This is a genomic window from Alishewanella sp. HH-ZS (assembly GCF_001704375.1).
Classification (GTDB): domain Bacteria; phylum Pseudomonadota; class Gammaproteobacteria; order Enterobacterales; family Alteromonadaceae; genus Alishewanella; species Alishewanella aestuarii.
This window is the reverse complement of record NZ_LZEJ01000037.1, coordinates 1-17,639: the sequence shown is the minus strand read 5'-3', so window position 1 is coordinate 17,639 and position 17,639 is coordinate 1. Positions and strand designations below refer to the sequence as shown.

The following is a 17,639-nucleotide window of genomic DNA, read 5'->3' as shown; positions in this document are numbered from 1 at the left end:
CTCTTTAATCGAATTAGGGCGAAAAAGGTTAGCTGTCGCTGGCAGCACAGATCGGACATGCCGGATCCTGTTGCAGCTTTAACTGACTACTCTGGCCGTGCAGACCATCAAAACAGTGCAAGCGGCCAAAGGACACATCGCCTATTTGCAAGAGGTGTTTAAGCGCCAGCAGCGCTTGCTGGCAGGCCACCATGCCAACTAATGGCCCCAAGATGCCGCTTTGTAAACAGCTGGGGCTATCCTGCCAATCGGGGTATAAGCACTGATAGCAGCCCTGCCCCAGCCAAGGCTTAAGCGCTAATAGCTGCCCTTGCCAGCCACTGGCCGCGCCGCTAATCAGCGGTACCTGCCGTAAATAACAGGCCTGATTAATCGCTAAGCGACTGCTGGCGTTATCAGTAGAATCCAGCACCAGATTAACCCCAGGTAACAGCACCAGCAGATCAGGCAAGGTTAAACGCGCTGCCAGAGGGGTAATGACCAGCTCCGGGTTTTGCGCCTGTAACCGCGCTTTGGCTGCATCGACCTTTAACTGGCCAACCTCGGCACTGCTATAGAGTAATTGCCTGGGTAAATTGCTTAAGCTAACGCGATCATCATCGGCCAGCAGTAAATGCCCCACGCCAGCTCCGGCTAAATAGGACGCGACCACGCAGCCTAAACCGCCTAAACCAATAATCAACACCTTGCTATGCAACAATCGCAATTGCTGGCTCTCATCCATTTCCGGCAGCAGCAGTTGTGAGCTATAGCGCAACTGCTGGGCTGGCGTTAGTTCAGACATAGGCGTCTACCTCACCTTTTACATCGCCCGGCGCTTTGCTTACCGTCAAGGCTGACGCAGGCATCACTTGCTGAGCTTGCATGCCACTTTTAGCTTGCGCCAGACACGCCATCAGCAGCTGGGTTGCCTGTTCAGGATCGGCTGCTTCGGTAATGGCTGTTACCACCGCAATACTCTTTACCCCGGTAGCCGCCACCGCCGCTAAACGCTCAGCATTAATGCCGCCAATCGCTACCGTTGGATAAGGTGCTGCCAAGGGTACATACTGCGCCAGTCTGGCCACACCTTGTGGCTGCGAGGGCATTTGCTTGGTTTTAGTTGGAAAAATATGCCCAAGCGCAATATAAGACGGCTGCAGCGCTTTGGCGCGAAGCAACTCAGCAAAGCCATGGCTCGAAACCCCCAAGCGAATACCGGCTTGCTGTAAAGCAGCAAGATCGGCTGTCGCTAAATCTTCTTGCCCCAAATGCACGCCATAGGCACCAAGCTGTATGGCCAATTGCCAATGATCGTTAATAAACACTTGTGCTTGATACTGCTTACCTAGCGCAATGGCTGCCGCAATTTCAGCGCTAAGCAATTGCTGATGAGCCGTTTTAATCCGCAGCTGGATGGTGTTAATCCCAAGCGGTAATAACCGCTTTAACCAGGCTACCGAATCAACCACCGGGTACAGCCCCATTTCCGCTTGCGCTAAAGGCGAAAAAGCAGCAGATGATGGCTGTAAATCTGCCAAAGTCGCGCCCTGATAGAGCGCCTGCACCTGCGCCGTATTAAGCCAAAGCGGAAAATGTTCGGCGGCAACAGGCAATGGCAAGTGACTTAAGGTGCCTGCTCCCTGCCCCGTGGCATAGGCCGCACTTAAACCGCGGTTAAGATAGGCTTTGGCTAGAACAACGGCATCATCTAACGGATAACCTAGCGCCAGACCACTGGCAATAGCACTCGCTAAACTACATCCTGTACCGTGATTGTGTTCGGTATCAATTCTGGAGCTGGCTAACCAGTATTGCTGCCTGGTCGATGCCAGATAATCCAGCGCCAGCTGTTTACAACCACTGGCATGACCGCCTTTTACCAATACCGCTCGCACCCCTTTTGTCAGCAAGCACTCTGTCGCTGTGATGATCTGTTCAGGGGTTGTTACCGCTAAGCCGGTTAAAGCGGCTAATTCCGGCAGGTTGGGCGTCAGCAAACTGGCAAAGCGATACAGCTCCGGCAGCTCAGGCAAGGCATCCGAGCCTGAATCTAGCGTTAGCGTATCACCGCAGCTGGCAATTAACACCGGATCGATTATTACCGGTATCGTTGTCGGCAAGGTGGCGAGTAAGGTTGCGAGCTGCTGCTGTTGCGCGCGGCTAGCCACTAAGCCAATTTTTATGGCGACTGGCGGTAAATCGGCCAGTAACGTTTGCCACTGCGCGGCCAGCATCTGTTCAGATACCAGCTCCACCCGCGCCACTGCTACCGAGCTTTGTGCCGTGATTGCAGTGATAAGGCTACAGCCATGCACGCCAAAGGCGCGCATAGTCAGTAAATCTGCCTGAATACCGGCACCGCCACCCGAGTCAGAGCCAGCAATAGACCATACAATCGCTTTGGTAGCCTCAGTTTTATTGCGCCTCAGCTCAGCTGCCTGCGGCATCAACTCAGAGTGTGGCTGCATAATCACGTACATCCTGAGTAATTTTCATTGAGCAGAACTTCGGGCCACACATTGAGCAAAAATGCGCGCTCTTGTTCGACGCTTGCGGTAAGGTTTCATCGTGATACTGACGGGCAGTTGCCGGATCCAGCGCCAGATTAAACTGATCTTCCCAGCGAAACTCAAAGCGCGCCTTCGACATCGCATTATCACGAATTTGTGCACCCGGATGCCCTTTGGCCAGATCCGCAGCATGGGCGGCTATTTTGTAGGCAATCAGCCCCTGTTTCACGTCTTCTTTATTTGGCAAGCCTAAATGCTCTTTCGGTGTGACATAACACAGCATGGCGCAACCAAACCAACCGATAAAAGCCGCACCGATACCAGATGTAAAATGATCATAACCCGGTGCAATATCGGTCGTCAGTGGTCCCAGGGTGTAGAATGGCGCCTCGTGGCACTGTTTCAGCTGCTCATCCATATTCTGCTTAATTAGATGCATCGGCACATGGCCCGGGCCTTCGATCATCACCTGTACATCGTACTCCCAGGCGATTTTGGTCAGCTCTCCCAGGGTCGCCAGCTCAGCAAATTGAGCCTGGTCATTGGCATCATAAATCGAACCCGGGCGCAGACCATCGCCTAACGACAGCGACACATCATAAGCCGCACAAATTTCGCAAATTTCCCGAAAATGCTCATATAAGAAATTTTCGCGCTGATGCGTTAAGCACCACTTAGCCATGATTGAGCCACCACGCGATACAATGCCGGTGAGACGCTTAGCGGTCATGGGCACATAAGCCAATAACACCCCGGCATGGATAGTAAAGTAATCAACGCCCTGTTCGGCTTGCTCTAACAAGGTATCGCGAAAAATAGGCCAGGTCAGATCTTCGGCCACGCCTTTGACTTTTTCCAGCGCCTGATAAATTGGCACTGTGCCAATAGGTACCGGGCTATTGCGGATGATCCAGCTGCGGGTTTGATGAATATCGCGCCCGGTAGACAGATCCATCACCGTATCGGCGCCCCAGCGCGTGGCCCACACCAGCTTTTCCACCTCTTCCTCGATACTGGAGGTCACTGCCGAGTTACCGATATTGGCGTTCACTTTTACCAGAAAGTTGCGGCCGATAATCATCGGTTCGGCTTCAGGGTGGTTAATATTGGCCGGAATAATGGCCCGTCCAGCGGCCACTTCGGCGCGGACAAACTCCGCTGTGATTTGCGCAGGCAAGGCCGCAGCATAGGGCTGCCCCGGATGTTGATGCGTTAACAAGGCACTTTTAACCTGATCGCGGCCCATATTCTCGCGAATGGCGATATATTCCATCTCCGGGGTGATAATACCGGCGCGGGCATAATGCAATTGCGTAACCCTTTTACCCGACTTGGCTTTCAAAGGTTGCCGGTTTAACCGATGCGGCACTGGTGCTTCCAGCTGTTGCTGCTGGCTAAAACGTGAGCTTAATCTGGACAACTGCTCGGTATCCTGCCGCTCTAAAATCCACGGCAGCCGCAGCGGCGCTAAGCCATCTTCAACATTGATACTGGCGCCCGGATCGCCATAAGGGCCTGAGGTATCATATACCGGCACCGCTTCATTCGGCTCAGTAATGGGCGCTTCGGGCGTGCCACCAACCACCGTATCAGCCAGCATAATCTGGCGCATTGCCACCTGCATATCTGGCCGGCTGCCCGGTAAATAAAGACGCTTCGAATTGGGATAGGCCTCGCCTTGCAGCTGGGCAATAAAATCGCGTGCTGCCTGGCGCTGTGCCCGACGTGACGATATGCTGGACTCAACAAGGTTAGATGTCGCCTGAGTTGGGGCTGTTTGTGATTCTGGGGTAAATAATTCTGTGGTTGACATAGCAATCTCACCAAAAAGTTAAGGGAAAATGCTTGTCAGGAGTGTTGGATAGGATTAAGTGTCAGCAGCAGCAAAATCAAACTGCTATTCAGCAGCTCTTGCGTTACTTATCAGATGACACAACTCAGAATAGAGATTTGTAAGCCTCGGTATTCGTAGCTGGTCAGCTGGTACATAATCACTACTTGTTCCCTTCGCAGGTATTAGCCTGATCAGGTTCAACGGATCCCGCAATGCGGTCTCAGCTTCAGGGCAATATCGCCCTAATGCACTCCGACAAGTTTGTATCTTGGTCTTGCCTTTTTACTTAACCATAAATTTACCGAAAAGAAAAGCCCGACTTGCGCCAGGCCGGCAACAATACCCACCGGTTGGCTTCGCCGGCTTTAAATTTTGAACTTTCATCGAATGTATTACTTGCTGTGAGACAGCCATATCAAATCTTCTTATTTATCCCATACGATCTGTATTACTGCCACTTGCATAACGAGCCTGTAGAAAAACCTGTTCAGAACACAGCATTTCCACTTCGGCTATTCTGTTTATTATTTGTTATCAACTTTGCAGGTTTCTGGTGGGAATTTCAAGGCAAGATTTATTCTGCTGTTAATTTGGATTTATCGCCTCGCTATTAACGGAGTTTAGGCTGCTCTTCACCTCGCTTTACCCCACTTTGCCATATCGGCTTACCTTCTCTATGTTATGCACCATACAGAACAACTGCCATTGGCCCTGCACCTTGGTTTTGCCGCGTAAGCTAAACCGGTTTAGCCTTTTGTTAGTGCCAATATTGCCAAACACCGGCTCTACTACTGACATTCTATGGCTGTATATTTGCTTACCCGCGTCGCTGTCGACACGCTGTTTCATCCAGTCTGTGTAATTCGGTGGTGCATTCGCTTTAAGTAAAAAAGACACCTGACGGCCGTTGCCATTGCGATGGTTAGCTGACTCGGGTGTGAGCATGCATTGCTCTTTCAAATTGCAGTTGCGGCACTGTAAAAGTCTGCCGCCAAACAAGGCGCGTTGTTGGCCATCTGGCTCTGGCCGGGTGCCCCTGCAGGGTAACGATTCGCCTGCCGGGCAAATGCAGGTCATGGCGATGGGGTCAAATACGAAGACCGTGGACGGGAAGATAGGCTTTTTCCCCTTTGCCTTGTCTTGGTGCCGCTTGCCATACTTTTGCTTTTGCTCACTGAATTTCGGGTCACGCTTTCTAAACTGATTATCCGGTACATAGCCATTGATGTGTTGCTCGTACAGGTAACGGTTATTGGCTTCATTGGCAAAACCGGTATCGGCCGTCACGATGGTATTACCGGCAAAGATATTGTCGCTAATTCCCAGCCGCTTATAACGCTGCTGTATCTTTTCTAACACCGGCACCAACGTATGGTGCTCTTGTCCTTCGCCGAAGGCTTGTGCATCCACTATTATCTGATGCTTCTTATCCACTGCCGCCACACCGTTGTACCCCTGAATGGTGCCTTTGCTGGTGGTCATCTTGGCCGATTCGTTGTCGGTGATATTACTTTTTACTTCCTTGCGTCGTTTACCCTGGCCCATCCGTGGACTGGCGGTCTTTAAAAAGTGTTCGATTTTGTCATGCGCCTTATTCAGCGTTTCAATACTTTGCTGGTGCCGCGCTTTGCGTTCATCATCCGCATTGGCCTGTGCATCCAACTTTTTATGCTGTTCCAGATGGTAGCGAATTTGCCGTTTGAGTTTATCCCGTTTAGCGCTCAGCTCTTTAAACGTGCCTGACCATTCCTTGGCAGCGTTAGAAGACATTTTGCAACCATCAATCGCAAACAGTTCATTGCCCAACAACCCTTGCTGATGGCACACCAGCAAAACCTGTTCAAACAGCTGGGCAATTTGCACCGACGAGCCACTGACAAAGGCGGCTATCGTCGTAAAGTGCGGCACGGTATCGCATGACAAGGCTTTAAAAATGATATTGGTTTCGCAGCACCACTGGATTTCACGGCTCGAGGTGATGCCTTTGGAGTAAGCAAACAGAATGATTTTTAAAAGCACAGCAGGATCATATGCCGGGCGACCATTATCTTCATTCTGGTATTTGCTATGAAATATCGACAAGTCTAGCTTGTTATCAATCAGGTAATGAATGGCATATTCAAAGGTGCCAGGCTGCAGTTGATCAAGGTAATTAATCACCACCATGGCATTTTGGTTGTAATCGTAAGGGATATACTTAGGCATGAGGCGCTGTCTATTTTTTAATCAGACAACGCTATTTGATCACAAACTCGATCGCGTGAAAAGAGGTTTTTCTACAGCCTCAACGCCCAGCTCACCGGTAAATTATGAGCGCAGCGAATAATTTATCCGAGTGCAGCGGTTTGTTATGCGATTTTTTCTTCAAAAGCACCAAAGTACCCCTTTAGAGCGTTTTTTATTTCCAATTTACTTTCACTATTTGCTAATCTCACGACAAACTCGGCAAGCTCTCCATGAGCCAAGCCTAGATGATTACTAAGTTGTCTGGCTAAAGACTTTCTGTTATAAATTCGCAACGCCAACATGTAGTTGTCTTCATTTACTGCCTGATTAAATAACGCCTCACTCTCACTATAGAGATCATCGACATTAATGCTCTCATGAAGAGATGAAAGTGCTTCACGCAGAGCATCTTTACCTTTTGATTTTTCATCAAAGCAATTCAATCTAAACTTTATTTCACTAGCCACTCGTAGTGAGATCTGATTTTCTAATTCAGATTTTATCTTATTCAGAACGAATTCAGCAGAGGATTGGCAATCGGCATCAGGATCGCGCGCCAACCTAGTGCTAACAATTTTGATAATTCCCGGTACGCAAAAAAGATTTTCTACTTCCGCCACTTCAAGGGTATAAACTCCATTTTCTTGCAGAGATGTAATTTCAGAATCTACTCTACGATCTCTGTCAATTATTCCGAAAACATCTAAATGATGTAGTTGCTCACTCGCTTTTAAAGCCTTGACCAGTTGAATTACTTGACTGCAAGAGCCACTTGGAACCACCAAATAGTCACTTAAAACCGCTCTATAAAGCGATGTGTCGTAGCTTCCATTTTCGCCCTCAACAAAGACTACAGGTTTTCTACTGCCGAGAACTTCTATCAATAGTGGCTCAGGAAGACCTTCAATCTCGTTAACGATTTCCCAGTTCCAGTTCGAGCCATCAAAAGATTTGAGCCATATCTTCTTTGATTCGTGCAGGGAGGCAGCAAAGTCAACATCATGAGTCATGTAAACGAACAAACAGTCAGGCCTTAACCCTTCAATCTCTCTCCATAATGGAGCTTGTACCGACTTATGCAGATGAAGCTCCGGCTCATCTATAATTATTATTCCGTCTTTTGGCGCTGCTAAACATTGCCCAATAAGATAGAAAATAACCCTCTCACCATCACTCATTTCTGATGCGTTATAAGCTTTATCTTTGCTACCTTTAACACAAGTTTGAATTCTGAGCCCACCAAGGATCAACTCTCTATGCGGCAATATCTTCTCCCAAACCTGCTTTACTAAATCAAGCTTGGTTATCGGAGGCTTTACTTTTTGAGAAGTAGCTTTTGAAGCACTAAGATATTTTGCACTTTCTTCTATGTGATCCGAAAATAAATAAACCATCAGCCTTTCATAATCGTTCAAAAGAAAGGTAGATGGTTTCCGTCCCCAGCGGTTCCCTTGTTTATAAGCCCAAGCTTGACCATCTTTTGCTTCTGCATGCCCATAAAGTAATTCTTTCTCCGCCATTTCTATAGATTTTGGCGTAGTGTTATCAGGCATTGAAAGCGATTTCTGAGCTGATATTCTATGCACCTTTTCTTTTTGTGGTGACTCGCTTTCTATCCATGCTCCTAAACGTGTTTTTCCTGAACCGTTGGCTCCGATCAATAGCAAGCTTTGCCGTGTTTGAACTTCTTCAGTTCCACCACCTATTTTAGGAAGCTGCAACTTAAAAATATTTTCCATAGTTCTTCTTTACTCTAATTGCCGACGCATAACGCCCGCCACACGGGCGAGCAACTTGTTGCGAGTCCAGCGCCGCAGGCGCGATGTGCTGGCGCTTGTTATGGCTTTCAAGTATTGCTTGTAAGTGAAGCATGCTCGACAAGCTCAACATTTATAAAAGCAGAAATCATTGCACGATAAACAGCCTCAACCACATCGGGATTAGCATCCAGTTCATGAGCAAGCGTTCGAACTTTAGAGATTACCTGCTCAACTCTCTGCGGCGCCTTAACGTCATCGGTGGATTTCTTGAAACGCGCTGCCTGCATGACGAAGCCACCGCGCTCAGCGATTAAAGCTACGATCTTGCGATCAATTACGTCGATGTTCGAGCGAACTTCCTCAAGAGAACTGCAAGTTACTGCTTTGTTCAATTTTTACTCCTTGCTTTTGAGCTATAACGCCCGGCCTTGAGGCGCGCGCTTTTTGCGCGTCCCGCCACGCTTTTCAGTGGCCTCAACGGCCGCTTGTTATTTGTTTCTTCGTAATTCACGAGCTTTATCTACTATCTCGGCTTCAACACGCTCCGAAGCAATGATCATCGCAAGCGCATCATCTTGACGCCCCGAAGATATTATTCGCCGCGAGTTAGAAATTCTCGTTTTACATCCAGACTCGGTATATCCCTCTTGTTGCATAAGCATGTCAATCAAGTCTTCACTACTAATAGCTAGATCCGAAAATTCGGCAAAGTATTTAACAAAGCATGCCTTCCCAATAGAGCGGAGACTTCGATCTAGTTGATCATCGTTCATGTCTATTCACCTATCTCTGCATGAAAACAAATAACGCCCAAATTTAGCGCGGAAAGCCGCGCAGCGGGTTGACGTCGCAGCCAGCGCTTTTTGCTGGCGATAAAATTTGTTTGTTATACGTTTTTAACGAATATCTCTCTGCTGACTCAAAGGCAACCGTTTTGTTGAACTGAACACTAGCTGCCGCTTACCATCCCTTGCAAGGTAAACATCAATTTCTACAGTAACGAAAGCTCTAGGCTCAATTTCCAATATACCCAATTCACCTAAGTTTGTAGAAAGCAAAACCTTACCACCAAAAGCGAAAAAACTGCGGTCATGATCTTTAAAGTCACCATCGACATAAAGTTTCGCACCATGAAGCCAACTATTAACCACTTTAATGGAACGGCCTTTTACTTCAAAACTCCATGTTTTTCTCATTGAATACTCCGTAATTCAGAAAACGTATAACGCCTCAATCAGCCGACGCGTCAGCGGTCGGCTGCATTGAATTGTTAGATAACTCTGCACCCTCGCCAAGCAATATGGGCAATATATGATTTCTACTTAGCCGATGGTGCGTAGCATTTTTATATTTACCGTCGTGCGCATTTAACAACAGAATGATCAAGAGATCTCGATTCGGAATAAACTGAATCAGAGCTGTGTAGCCATAATCAGTGCTGCCCCCCATCTGAATGATGGATTCACCACTGATTTCGACCTGAGCTAAACTACCTAACAACCACCGTTCATTTGCTTCAGTAAAAACTAAATTTGACGATCCAGCGGGGAATATCGTCCCATTTTTAAGTGCAGCAGTCCAAATAGCTAAATCATCAATTGACGTAACCATACCCCCAGCCCCAATTAGCGCCCAGGTTAAGCCTTTTTCAAAAGTAGTACTGCCGTGATCGTCGCCCCCGTATCCGCGAGCAAGGTTACGTATCGATATCCGTGTATCTTGGTAGAATCCAGTTTTGCTTAAATTTAACGGGGTAAGTAAGTTTTCTTGAACATAGTCTTGAAACGGTTGGTCGCTCGCTTTTTCAACGATAGCCGCCAAAAGGGTATACGCTGCATTTGAATACGCGATTTTCTCACCCGGCTTTGCAATCAACGGCATAGCTAAGATTCTGCTTTCAGCCTGAGCTTTATCCATCAACTCAAAGTCAGAATCATTATGAAAGTTATCTAAACCACTTGTATGCCCCAAGAGTTGCATAATTGTTATCAGTTTTACTTCATCAGATGCCGTTGGATAAAAATCTCCAACCGTGTCGGAAAGTTGCAATCTTTCATTTTGGGCAAGTTGGAGCACCGCAGCTGCCGTAAACGTTTTCGCAATTGACCCCATATCAAAGATAATGGCAGCACTATTTTTCACATAGCCTTTTCTGTCTGCGTAGCCATAAGCACTCTTAAATATAGCAGCATCACCCTTAGCAACCAGTACCAGACCATCAAAAGTGCCAGCCAAGTGCTCTTGCTGAAGTTCATCAGCCAAACTAGCTATACCCCCGTTATCTAGCTGAACAATTGAGGACACCTTGCGATAGTCAGATACACCACTACAACTTGAAATAGCGAGGACAAATAAAAAAATGGTTAGTCGATACATAGTATTCCTAAGTTCTCTAACGCAAAGCTTTGGGGCGGCTGGAGCGCAGCGTAAGCCGTCCCAGCCGCGCATGCGGCGACAATAGCGCCTTGTTAGAGTTTATCCCAGCACCCTGGCAGTACCGAGAGCTAATGAATAGATTAATCCTCCGATGCTCTTTCTTTTTCTTGATGGGATTAACTCTTCGATAATTACTTCGTTGTTTACAGTTAGTTTTGAGCGCCAAAGAATAAACGCGAAAATATGAACTTTGTATATTTTTGATGCAATTTCTATTTCGCTTTCATATTTCGAGCTGAAGACAAAAGGTTTTGAAACCAGGACTTTGCCATCGAGCGACAAGGTAAAAACTGTGCTGAAACGATCATAGCTAGCTATAAGCTCTCGATCTTCAACTATATGAGTCTCTTTTTGAATTCGCTCAAACATCTTCATAAACTCTAACGCAAAGCACACGGGCGACGAGCCGCGCAGCGGGTTGGCGTCCCAGCGGCCGCAGGCCGCGAGTGCTGCGCCTTGTTATACGAATGTTGCTGCATAAAATCCAGCCAGCAATGCGCCAAAAATTGTAAACCCTGATCCAATATGGATGATGTATCTGGATACTCGGAACTTCAAAATCGCCGACCAAATATCAAACATACATTCATAAGCCATGTACTCGTCTGACGGGGAAAGACCTGTTTCATCATTTTTTTCATTTTTTTTCTTTCTCCCAAATACAGTATGCGCAGAGCTTCGAAACCTGAATAATGGCCAGAAATTAGCAAACAATGGCAGGTCAAAATAGTCTTGCATTACTGTAGGAAGATGAATTCGAATAACATGCGTGCCGACATCTAAAGGCACTTCTGGATTGCTTAGTTTCAGCACATGCTGATCTCCATTTAAAAGACGCCTTTTAGCGGATCGGGGCAGAAATGGCCATCTCCTCCACGGACTCTCTTGTTCAAGTATGTCTCTGTATAAAATATCAACATTTAAACGGACTCTTTCGTGCAAATCAGTCTGCCAAATCAATCCGATCGCTCCTATTGCGGAACCAAACGTCGCAAGAATCGCTCCAGAAGAAAGCAAGGTAACTAGGGTCGATTGGCTTTCAGGCCGAGATAGAATCTCATACCCAATAAAAGCTCCCACGGCATAGATAAGAGTGATAACGAGATAGTGAACCCTCAAGTGGTGATAGGTGCTTTTCTTCGTAAGCCGTTTCTCGTTGCTTTCTTTTTCATCACTCACGTTTCACCACCTACTTCACTCATTCGTATAACGCCAGGCATCAGCCGCACCGCCAATGCAGTGTCGGCTGGATGCCCTTGTTGGGCGGGACATGATCCCTAGCTTCAAAGAATTGAATCACTCAGGACAGTCTACCGTCGACAATCCCCCGTCAATGGGCAGTTCGATTCCTGTGAAAAAGGTCGCGTCAAATGCCAAGAAGAGTGCCCCACTGGCAATCTCTTCAACCGTTCCATGGCGTTTCATCGGTGTTACTTGGTTGCCGATATCATAGACTTCTTGTCGAACCTCGGGAGTGAGGCTAGCGAGCCCCAGTGACGGCGTATCGACAAAGCCAGGTGCCAATGCGTTTACTCTGATTCCGCGCACAAGCAACTCTGCTGCGAAAACTCGAGCAAAAGCCCGCACCGCTGCTTTGGTCCCCATATAAACGGACATTGTTGGCGAACCCGTCGCTGGCGTAACCGTTGTAAAGGTTATCGAACCGCCATCTTTTATAAGGGGAGCAAGTCGTTGTGCGACAAAGAAAGCTCCTTTGGTATTCAAGGCGAACTGCCGATCAAAACTCGCCTCACTCACATGGTCGAAAGGTTCGAATTCGGCAACGGCTGCGAATATGAGCAAAGCATCGATCGAGCCAAACACATCGCTGATCGTTTCTCGTAACCTGTCTATATCAGACAAGCTGGACGCATCCGAACGAATGACCGACACATTAGCTCCGAGATCAGCTTTGACGCGATCAATATTTCCTGGGTTGTTGCCTGTAAGGCAGACTTTTGCCCCACCATCGATGAGCGCCTTCACAGTTGCCAAGCCCATACCGTGTGTTCCGCCAATCACAACAACTTTCTTGTTCTCAAAACGCTTCATATCAAATCTCCTATGTATGTTGGTGAAGTCTTTCAAGGGCAACATAATAGGAAGACGTCGCTTGCTGGTCTTGAACAAATGCGTCAACTGCGAAAGAACGTGGCGACTGTCCAGCATAATGCCGAAAATCCCGACTCATATGGCTTTGATCGGCATAACCAGCAACCTGCGCAATATCAGCGAGCGCCATGTTCCTCTGAGTGCGCAATAAATCGAACGTATACTTCCAGCGTCGTATGCGGGCGTAGGTCTTGGGGGAGATTCCCACGTCTCTTAGAAAGTGCCTTTCCAACTGACGCCGACTAACCCCCACTTGCGACGCAACGCTTTCGATACTGACGGAGTGGATGTTCCGGTCGATGTCGGCAAGTGCGACGTCCACCGCGCTAGACTCAATCGATCGGCGGCCCATCCAGTCAAGCAGTGCCTTATCTATGCGTTTGAAGGTTTCGCCGGACGCAATCTCATCAGCAAAGGACTCAGGGCTTAGCCCAGCCAGCCCATTGATAGACACACTATCATCAGTGATGTGGTTTTGTGCGACGTTCAAAAAATGGCGGATCTGCCCCGACCGAAAGGAGATGCCCAGATAATGAAAACCGGGAGCCATCGAACAAAAGGATTTACGGGTTGCAACACCATAAGCCATACTAAATGTGACTCCGCCCACACCGTATACGACGTCAACACCGCCATCCGGGAGAACGAGATGCTCGGTATCCCTGTTGTTACGTGATAACCAGTAATGATTCACGTAGGGAGAAAGAGCGGGGGCCGGAAGTTGAAGTATCATTTATGTTCCAACTCTATCTGGAGGGCGAACGCCCAACGCAGCCAGCAGCAGCCGGAAAGCCGCGTAGCGGGTTTCAGGCCCAGCCCATGCAGTGGGCGTTGCTGACTGGCTTTGTTATACATCTTCACCATCTAGCTCCAAAAACTTACCGGAGACAACCTGCCCTTTGACTTTATTACAGTAGAGCTTGTAAAGCGGGTAACCAAGCAGAGCATTAAGAATCAGTCCCAATGTAGAAATGAACGGTAATTTTACAACTACAGATAAGTCATCAATGCCAATGATCTGAAGCGATGATGCTAGCACCAAGAGTAGGCTTAAAACAAGACCACTACCGAAACCCAAGACTGCAGCAATTTTGACGAACGCCATTTCCGTTACAAAGTTCATGCTCCATATTTCCGGCCGAACCCTCCCTTCCCGACTGAAAAATCCCTCATAACAGCAACTAAGCTTTAACACGAAGGTGCCCCTTCGCCTTCAGTTTGTGGCCAATCTTGACGATCTCATCCAACGCAGGGATCAGCTCGTGACCAAGCTCGGTCAGTTCATACTCAACCGAAGGCGGTGAAGTATCCCGAACATGACGCTGGACGACTCCCCGCTTTGTCAGCTCTGCCAGCCGGGTCGAGAGCACTTTTGCTGAAACAGGCGGAATGTCGATTCGCAGTTCATTGAATCGTCGCGGCCCTACACGTAGACACCAAATTACATTGGGTGCCCAAGCACCAGCTATCACTGCCATGCACTCAGTAAGCATGCAAGGCTCGGGTGGCGCAGGGCTTTTATTAAGACGAACTTTGAGTGACATAAGAGTAACCAGGTTTCCGTGGGGTAACCCAATTCTACCTGCAAATCACAGGTTACGTCTAGTAATCACGTATCTTTAGGATATCATGTGCGCGTCGACCACTAAGCATGAGGATTAACCACACATGAAGCTTTACTACAAACCTGGCGCTTGCTCCATGGCGTCACACATAGTGCTCAATGAACTAGATATTCCGTTCTCACTTGAGCGAACGGATACCGCTCAAGGTGTTACCGAGACCGGCCGAAATTACGCTGAAATCAACTCAAGCGGTTATGTGCCAGCCCTGGAGCTAGAGCCCGGTCTGGTGCTGACCGAGAATCCCGCTATCCTCGAATACCTCGCCGATCTCGTGCCTGCAAAAAGCTTGGCACCGCAGGAAGGTACTCTTGATCGTACGCGGCTACGGGAATTGCTCGCGTTCCTATCCTCGGAGCTGCACAAGGCGTTTAGTCCCTTTTTTACCGGCCGTGATCTGACAGCAGAAGAACGGCATGCAGCAGAAGCAAAAATCGCTAAGCGAATCGCTCCCATCGAAGCTCGACTGTCGCATAGCGGGTCTTATCTACTTGGGAGTCAGTTTAGTGTAGCTGACGCCTATGCGTTCGTGATTCTTAACTGGTCACAGTTCATTGGCTTCTCGCTAACTCCCTGGCCGTCCACTTATGCATTCTGGGCAAGACTTCGCTCACACCCAAGCGTGGTCAAAGCTCTTGTGATGGAAGGTCTCTTACCTGCGAGAGAGTCGCAATGAGCCCTTTTGCCGACGTTAACGACTTACTCGATCAATACTTCGACACACTATATCACTGCGATTTGGAAAAGTTTGATGCAGTTTTTCATCCCCAAGCCATATACGCCACGGCTGACGAAACGCCATTGCTCTACCGAGGCATGCCCGCATACCGAGAGGTAATTGCCCAACGCCGCTCACCAGCATCGCGTAGCGAGCAGCGTCGCGATTTCGTAGATGCTATTGAGTTTGCGGGAGACAACACAGCTTTTGCCCGTGTTCGCTGTTCCATCGGCGAGCGCGACTTCGTGGACCTGCTGTCGCTCGTTCGTACCGAAGGCCACTGGCGCATCATCGCCAAAGTATTCCAAATCATTGAAAGAAAGGAGAAAGCAATGCCCTACGTTAACATCAAACTCACCCGTGAAGGGGTAACAGAATCGCAGAAAGCGGCCCTGATTAAAGGAGTAACCGATCTGCTTGTTGATGTACTTCAAAAGTCCCCGGCAACCACGATGGTTGTCATCGATGAGATCGAAATGGATAACTGGGGTATTGGCGGTCTCCCCGTAGAGGAATACAGACGTACGAGGGCTACCTTGATCGGTGACTCTGAGAACACCGATCAATGAGCAATGAGCCCTTCGGGATGAGTGTCGTCATGATAGCCGCAGGGATTGGCATACCAATCATGGCGGCACTCAACAGCGGACTGGGCGTCCGACTGGGTAATCCTGTAGCAGCCTCCAACATCTTGCCAGGCATGGCTTTGGTGGTCAGCCTGGTCTTCACTCTTAGCAGACCGCTTCCCGAAGCTAGTCTGCTCAGTGCCACGCCATTATTTTATGGGCAGTCTTTTCGTCGCCTTCTACATCCTATCCATCACATGGATTGCACCAAAGATTGGCATCGGCAATGCGATATTTTTCGTGCTTCTCGGCCAAATTGTCACCTCTGCCCTAATCGACCATTTTGGATGGTTCGGCACACCAGTATCAACTCTCTCTATCCGTCGTGGGCTCGGTATCGCGATCATGGCTGCAGGCGTCTATTTGGTGCGCAAGCCGATGATACTCTCATCAGCGGCTCGGGTTCTGTAGGTGAAAGGGGTGATAGCAGGAGCAGCCACGCGCTGTTTAACGCAAAGCTTTGGGGCGGCTGGAGCGCAGCGTAAGCCGTCCCAGCCGCGCATGCGGCGACAATAGCGCCTTGTTAGAGTTTATCCTACCACCCTAGCAGCACCGACAACTAATGAATAGATTAATCCTCCGATGCTCTTTCTTTTTCTTGATGGGATAAGCTCTTCAATAATTACTTGATTGTTTTCGGTTAGTTTTGAGCGCCAAAGAATAAACGCAAAAACATGAACTTTGTATATTTTTGACGCAACTTCTATTTCACTTTCATATTTTGACGTGAAGACAAAACGCTTTGAAACCAGAATTTTGTCGTCGAGCGTCAAAGTGAATACTGTACTGAAACGATCATAGCTAGCTGTAAGCTTTCTATCTTCAACAATATGAGTTTCTTTTTGAATTCGCTCAAACATCTTCATAAACTCTAACGCTCGCAACAAACGCGAGCGTAGCGAGTCGAGGGCGATAGCCCGTTTTGATTGCGTTTGTTAGGCCACACAGCTTAAATAACCTGCGAACTCAGAGCGACCTGATAACTACCAGTGTTGTTTTCAGTAGCGCTTATTATAACTTCGACGGTTTGACCGGTTGTCGTTTTGGCTTCGAGTCTAAATGTTTCAAGTTCAGTTTTTCCAGCAAAATTGGGAACAATACTCGGTGTGAACGACCAACCAGTTTTCTTACTAATGCGTGAAAAACTATTGGTTACTTCTTCAGCATATTTTTGCGTATTGACGCGGCGGACAAACACGGTACAAAGTCCTGAATTTAAATAGGTAAGTGCAAATTGCCCATTTGGTGAAGTGAACGACCATGCTTTCCCTGTATGACTTCCGAGGAATTGCGACGCTTTGTCATCAGGCAGCAGCACGACACCCTGTTGCTTCATCAGAGATTCAATACCTTTTTCGTTTCCAGCATATCTAATACATGATGAGACAGAAAAATTTGCAGCAAAAAACTCGTCTGTAGGTTTACGCGAGTCAGAGCAAGCTACTGAGCTAAGTACTAATATTGGAATTACAAAAACTTGGGCTAACTTCATTGTTAAAGAATATCCTCTTATTGCCTAACGCAAAGCACACGGGCGGAAAAACGCGTTAGCGTTTGACGTCCCAGCGGCCAAAGGCCGCGAGTGATGCGCCTTGTTATAACGTTTTAAAACCACGCATCATCCTTATGAACATAAACTCCATCAGCAAGGTACACATAGTCTTCGGGATTAGTAAGCTGATCACCTCCGTCCTTAACATCAATGAGCCGGAGATATTTTTCAAGCTCCTCGGAAGAAACTCGCAGCCATCTTGTATCGTACCCTTCAGCAGTTTGCGCTCGGTAGCCAATGTTCGGCGTCAACTATCTTGGC

General features: G+C 48.0%; 19 protein-coding genes, 1 pseudogene and 1 riboswitch. Of the genes and pseudogenes, 3 read left to right on the top strand and 17 right to left on the bottom strand.

Annotated elements, in window-relative coordinates; genetic code table 11:
• Positions 1 to 28 precede the first annotated feature (28 nt).
• The 15 genes from A9165_RS13480 to A9165_RS17240 form a co-directional block, all read right to left on the bottom strand.
• Entirely contained in the window at positions 29 to 784 is a 756-nt protein-coding gene (locus A9165_RS13480; RefSeq protein ID WP_065956278.1) for a HesA/MoeB/ThiF family protein, read from the bottom strand.
• Positions 777 to 2,450 carry a thiamine phosphate synthase gene (gene thiE / locus A9165_RS13475; protein ID WP_065956277.1) on the bottom strand — a complete coding sequence of 558 codons (1,674 nt, stop codon included), beginning with the start codon at positions 2,448 to 2,450 and terminating at the stop codon, positions 777 to 779. The genes A9165_RS13480 and thiE overlap by 8 nt, the downstream gene beginning before the upstream one ends.
• Positions 2,434 to 4,305, bottom strand: a complete 1,872-nt coding sequence (thiC, locus tag A9165_RS13470; RefSeq protein ID WP_065956276.1) for a phosphomethylpyrimidine synthase ThiC — start codon at positions 4,303 to 4,305, stop codon at positions 2,434 to 2,436. The genes thiE and thiC overlap by 17 nt, the downstream gene beginning before the upstream one ends.
• A gap of 172 nt (positions 4,306 to 4,477) precedes the next feature.
• Positions 4,478 to 4,591: riboswitch (TPP riboswitch) on the bottom strand.
• Positions 4,592 to 4,968: 377 nt separating this feature from the next.
• Positions 4,969 to 6,531, bottom strand: a complete 1,563-nt coding sequence (locus A9165_RS13465) for an IS1182 family transposase (RefSeq protein ID WP_065956275.1) — start codon at positions 6,529 to 6,531, stop codon at positions 4,969 to 4,971.
• A gap of 143 nt (positions 6,532 to 6,674) precedes the next feature.
• Positions 6,675 to 8,291, bottom strand: a complete 1,617-nt coding sequence (locus tag A9165_RS13460; RefSeq protein WP_065956274.1) for a DUF4435 domain-containing protein — start codon at positions 8,289 to 8,291, stop codon at positions 6,675 to 6,677.
• Between the two features lie 107 nt (positions 8,292 to 8,398).
• Positions 8,399 to 8,704: a chorismate mutase gene (locus A9165_RS13455; protein WP_065956273.1), complete on the bottom strand. Its 306-nt coding sequence runs from the start codon at positions 8,702 to 8,704 to the stop codon at positions 8,399 to 8,401.
• 96 nt (positions 8,705 to 8,800) lie between these two features.
• A complete protein-coding gene (locus A9165_RS13450) occupies positions 8,801 to 9,085 on the bottom strand; it encodes a hypothetical protein (RefSeq protein ID WP_065956272.1) in 285 nt (94 codons plus the stop codon).
• Between the two features lie 123 nt (positions 9,086 to 9,208).
• On the bottom strand, positions 9,209 to 9,508 hold the full coding sequence (locus tag A9165_RS13445; protein WP_039925282.1) for a hypothetical protein: 300 nt from the start codon (positions 9,506 to 9,508) through the stop codon (positions 9,209 to 9,211).
• 34 nt (positions 9,509 to 9,542) lie between these two features.
• Positions 9,543 to 10,688: a serine hydrolase gene (locus A9165_RS13440; RefSeq protein WP_065956271.1), complete on the bottom strand. Its 1,146-nt coding sequence runs from the start codon at positions 10,686 to 10,688 to the stop codon at positions 9,543 to 9,545.
• 99 nt (positions 10,689 to 10,787) lie between these two features.
• The gene (locus tag A9165_RS13435; RefSeq protein WP_065956303.1) at positions 10,788 to 11,117 is read right to left on the bottom strand and encodes a hypothetical protein; all 330 of its coding nucleotides are present in this window, start codon (positions 11,115 to 11,117) and stop codon (positions 10,788 to 10,790) included.
• Between the two features lie 90 nt (positions 11,118 to 11,207).
• The gene (locus A9165_RS13430) at positions 11,208 to 11,927 is read right to left on the bottom strand and encodes a hypothetical protein (protein WP_065956270.1); all 720 of its coding nucleotides are present in this window, start codon (positions 11,925 to 11,927) and stop codon (positions 11,208 to 11,210) included.
• Positions 11,928 to 12,044: 117 nt separating this feature from the next.
• Positions 12,045 to 12,800: an SDR family oxidoreductase gene (locus tag A9165_RS13425; RefSeq protein ID WP_065956269.1), complete on the bottom strand. Its 756-nt coding sequence runs from the start codon at positions 12,798 to 12,800 to the stop codon at positions 12,045 to 12,047.
• A gap of 10 nt (positions 12,801 to 12,810) precedes the next feature.
• Positions 12,811 to 13,593 (bottom strand): helix-turn-helix transcriptional regulator, encoded by a 783-nt coding sequence (locus tag A9165_RS13420; RefSeq protein ID WP_065956268.1) that lies wholly within the window; start codon positions 13,591 to 13,593, stop codon positions 12,811 to 12,813.
• A 114-nt stretch (positions 13,594 to 13,707) separates the two neighbouring features.
• The gene (locus tag A9165_RS13415; RefSeq protein WP_065956267.1) at positions 13,708 to 13,983 is read right to left on the bottom strand and encodes a hypothetical protein; all 276 of its coding nucleotides are present in this window, start codon (positions 13,981 to 13,983) and stop codon (positions 13,708 to 13,710) included.
• Positions 13,984 to 14,041: 58 nt separating this feature from the next.
• Positions 14,042 to 14,338, bottom strand: a complete 297-nt coding sequence (locus tag A9165_RS17240; RefSeq protein WP_369799975.1) for a winged helix-turn-helix transcriptional regulator — start codon at positions 14,336 to 14,338, stop codon at positions 14,042 to 14,044.
• A 190-nt stretch (positions 14,339 to 14,528) separates the two neighbouring features.
• Here A9165_RS17240 and A9165_RS13405 point away from each other — a divergent pair, with 190 nt between their 5' ends.
• The 3 genes and pseudogenes from A9165_RS13405 to A9165_RS17230 all read left to right on the top strand — a co-directional run bounded on the left by A9165_RS13405 (position 14,529) and on the right by A9165_RS17230 (position 16,237).
• A complete protein-coding gene (locus A9165_RS13405) occupies positions 14,529 to 15,158 on the top strand; it encodes a glutathione binding-like protein (RefSeq protein WP_065956265.1) in 630 nt (209 codons plus the stop codon).
• Positions 15,155 to 15,769: a 2-hydroxymuconate tautomerase family protein gene (locus A9165_RS17235; protein WP_218060743.1), complete on the top strand. Its 615-nt coding sequence runs from the start codon at positions 15,155 to 15,157 to the stop codon at positions 15,767 to 15,769. Before A9165_RS13405 ends, A9165_RS17235 begins: the two co-directional genes overlap by 4 nt.
• Positions 15,766 to 16,237, top strand: a pseudogene (locus A9165_RS17230) (DMT family transporter). Before A9165_RS17235 ends, A9165_RS17230 begins: the two are co-directional and overlap by 4 nt.
• Before the next feature lie 119 nt (positions 16,238 to 16,356).
• Here the strand turns inward: A9165_RS17230 and A9165_RS13390 are convergent.
• Both A9165_RS13390 and A9165_RS13385 read right to left on the bottom strand, forming a co-directional pair.
• On the bottom strand, positions 16,357 to 16,686 hold the full coding sequence (locus tag A9165_RS13390; RefSeq protein ID WP_065956302.1) for a hypothetical protein: 330 nt from the start codon (positions 16,684 to 16,686) through the stop codon (positions 16,357 to 16,359).
• Positions 16,687 to 16,775: 89 nt separating this feature from the next.
• Positions 16,776 to 17,318, bottom strand: coding sequence for a hypothetical protein (locus A9165_RS13385; protein WP_141686170.1), 543 nt, complete (start codon positions 17,316 to 17,318; stop codon positions 16,776 to 16,778).
• Between the last annotated feature and the right edge of the window lie 321 nt (positions 17,319 to 17,639).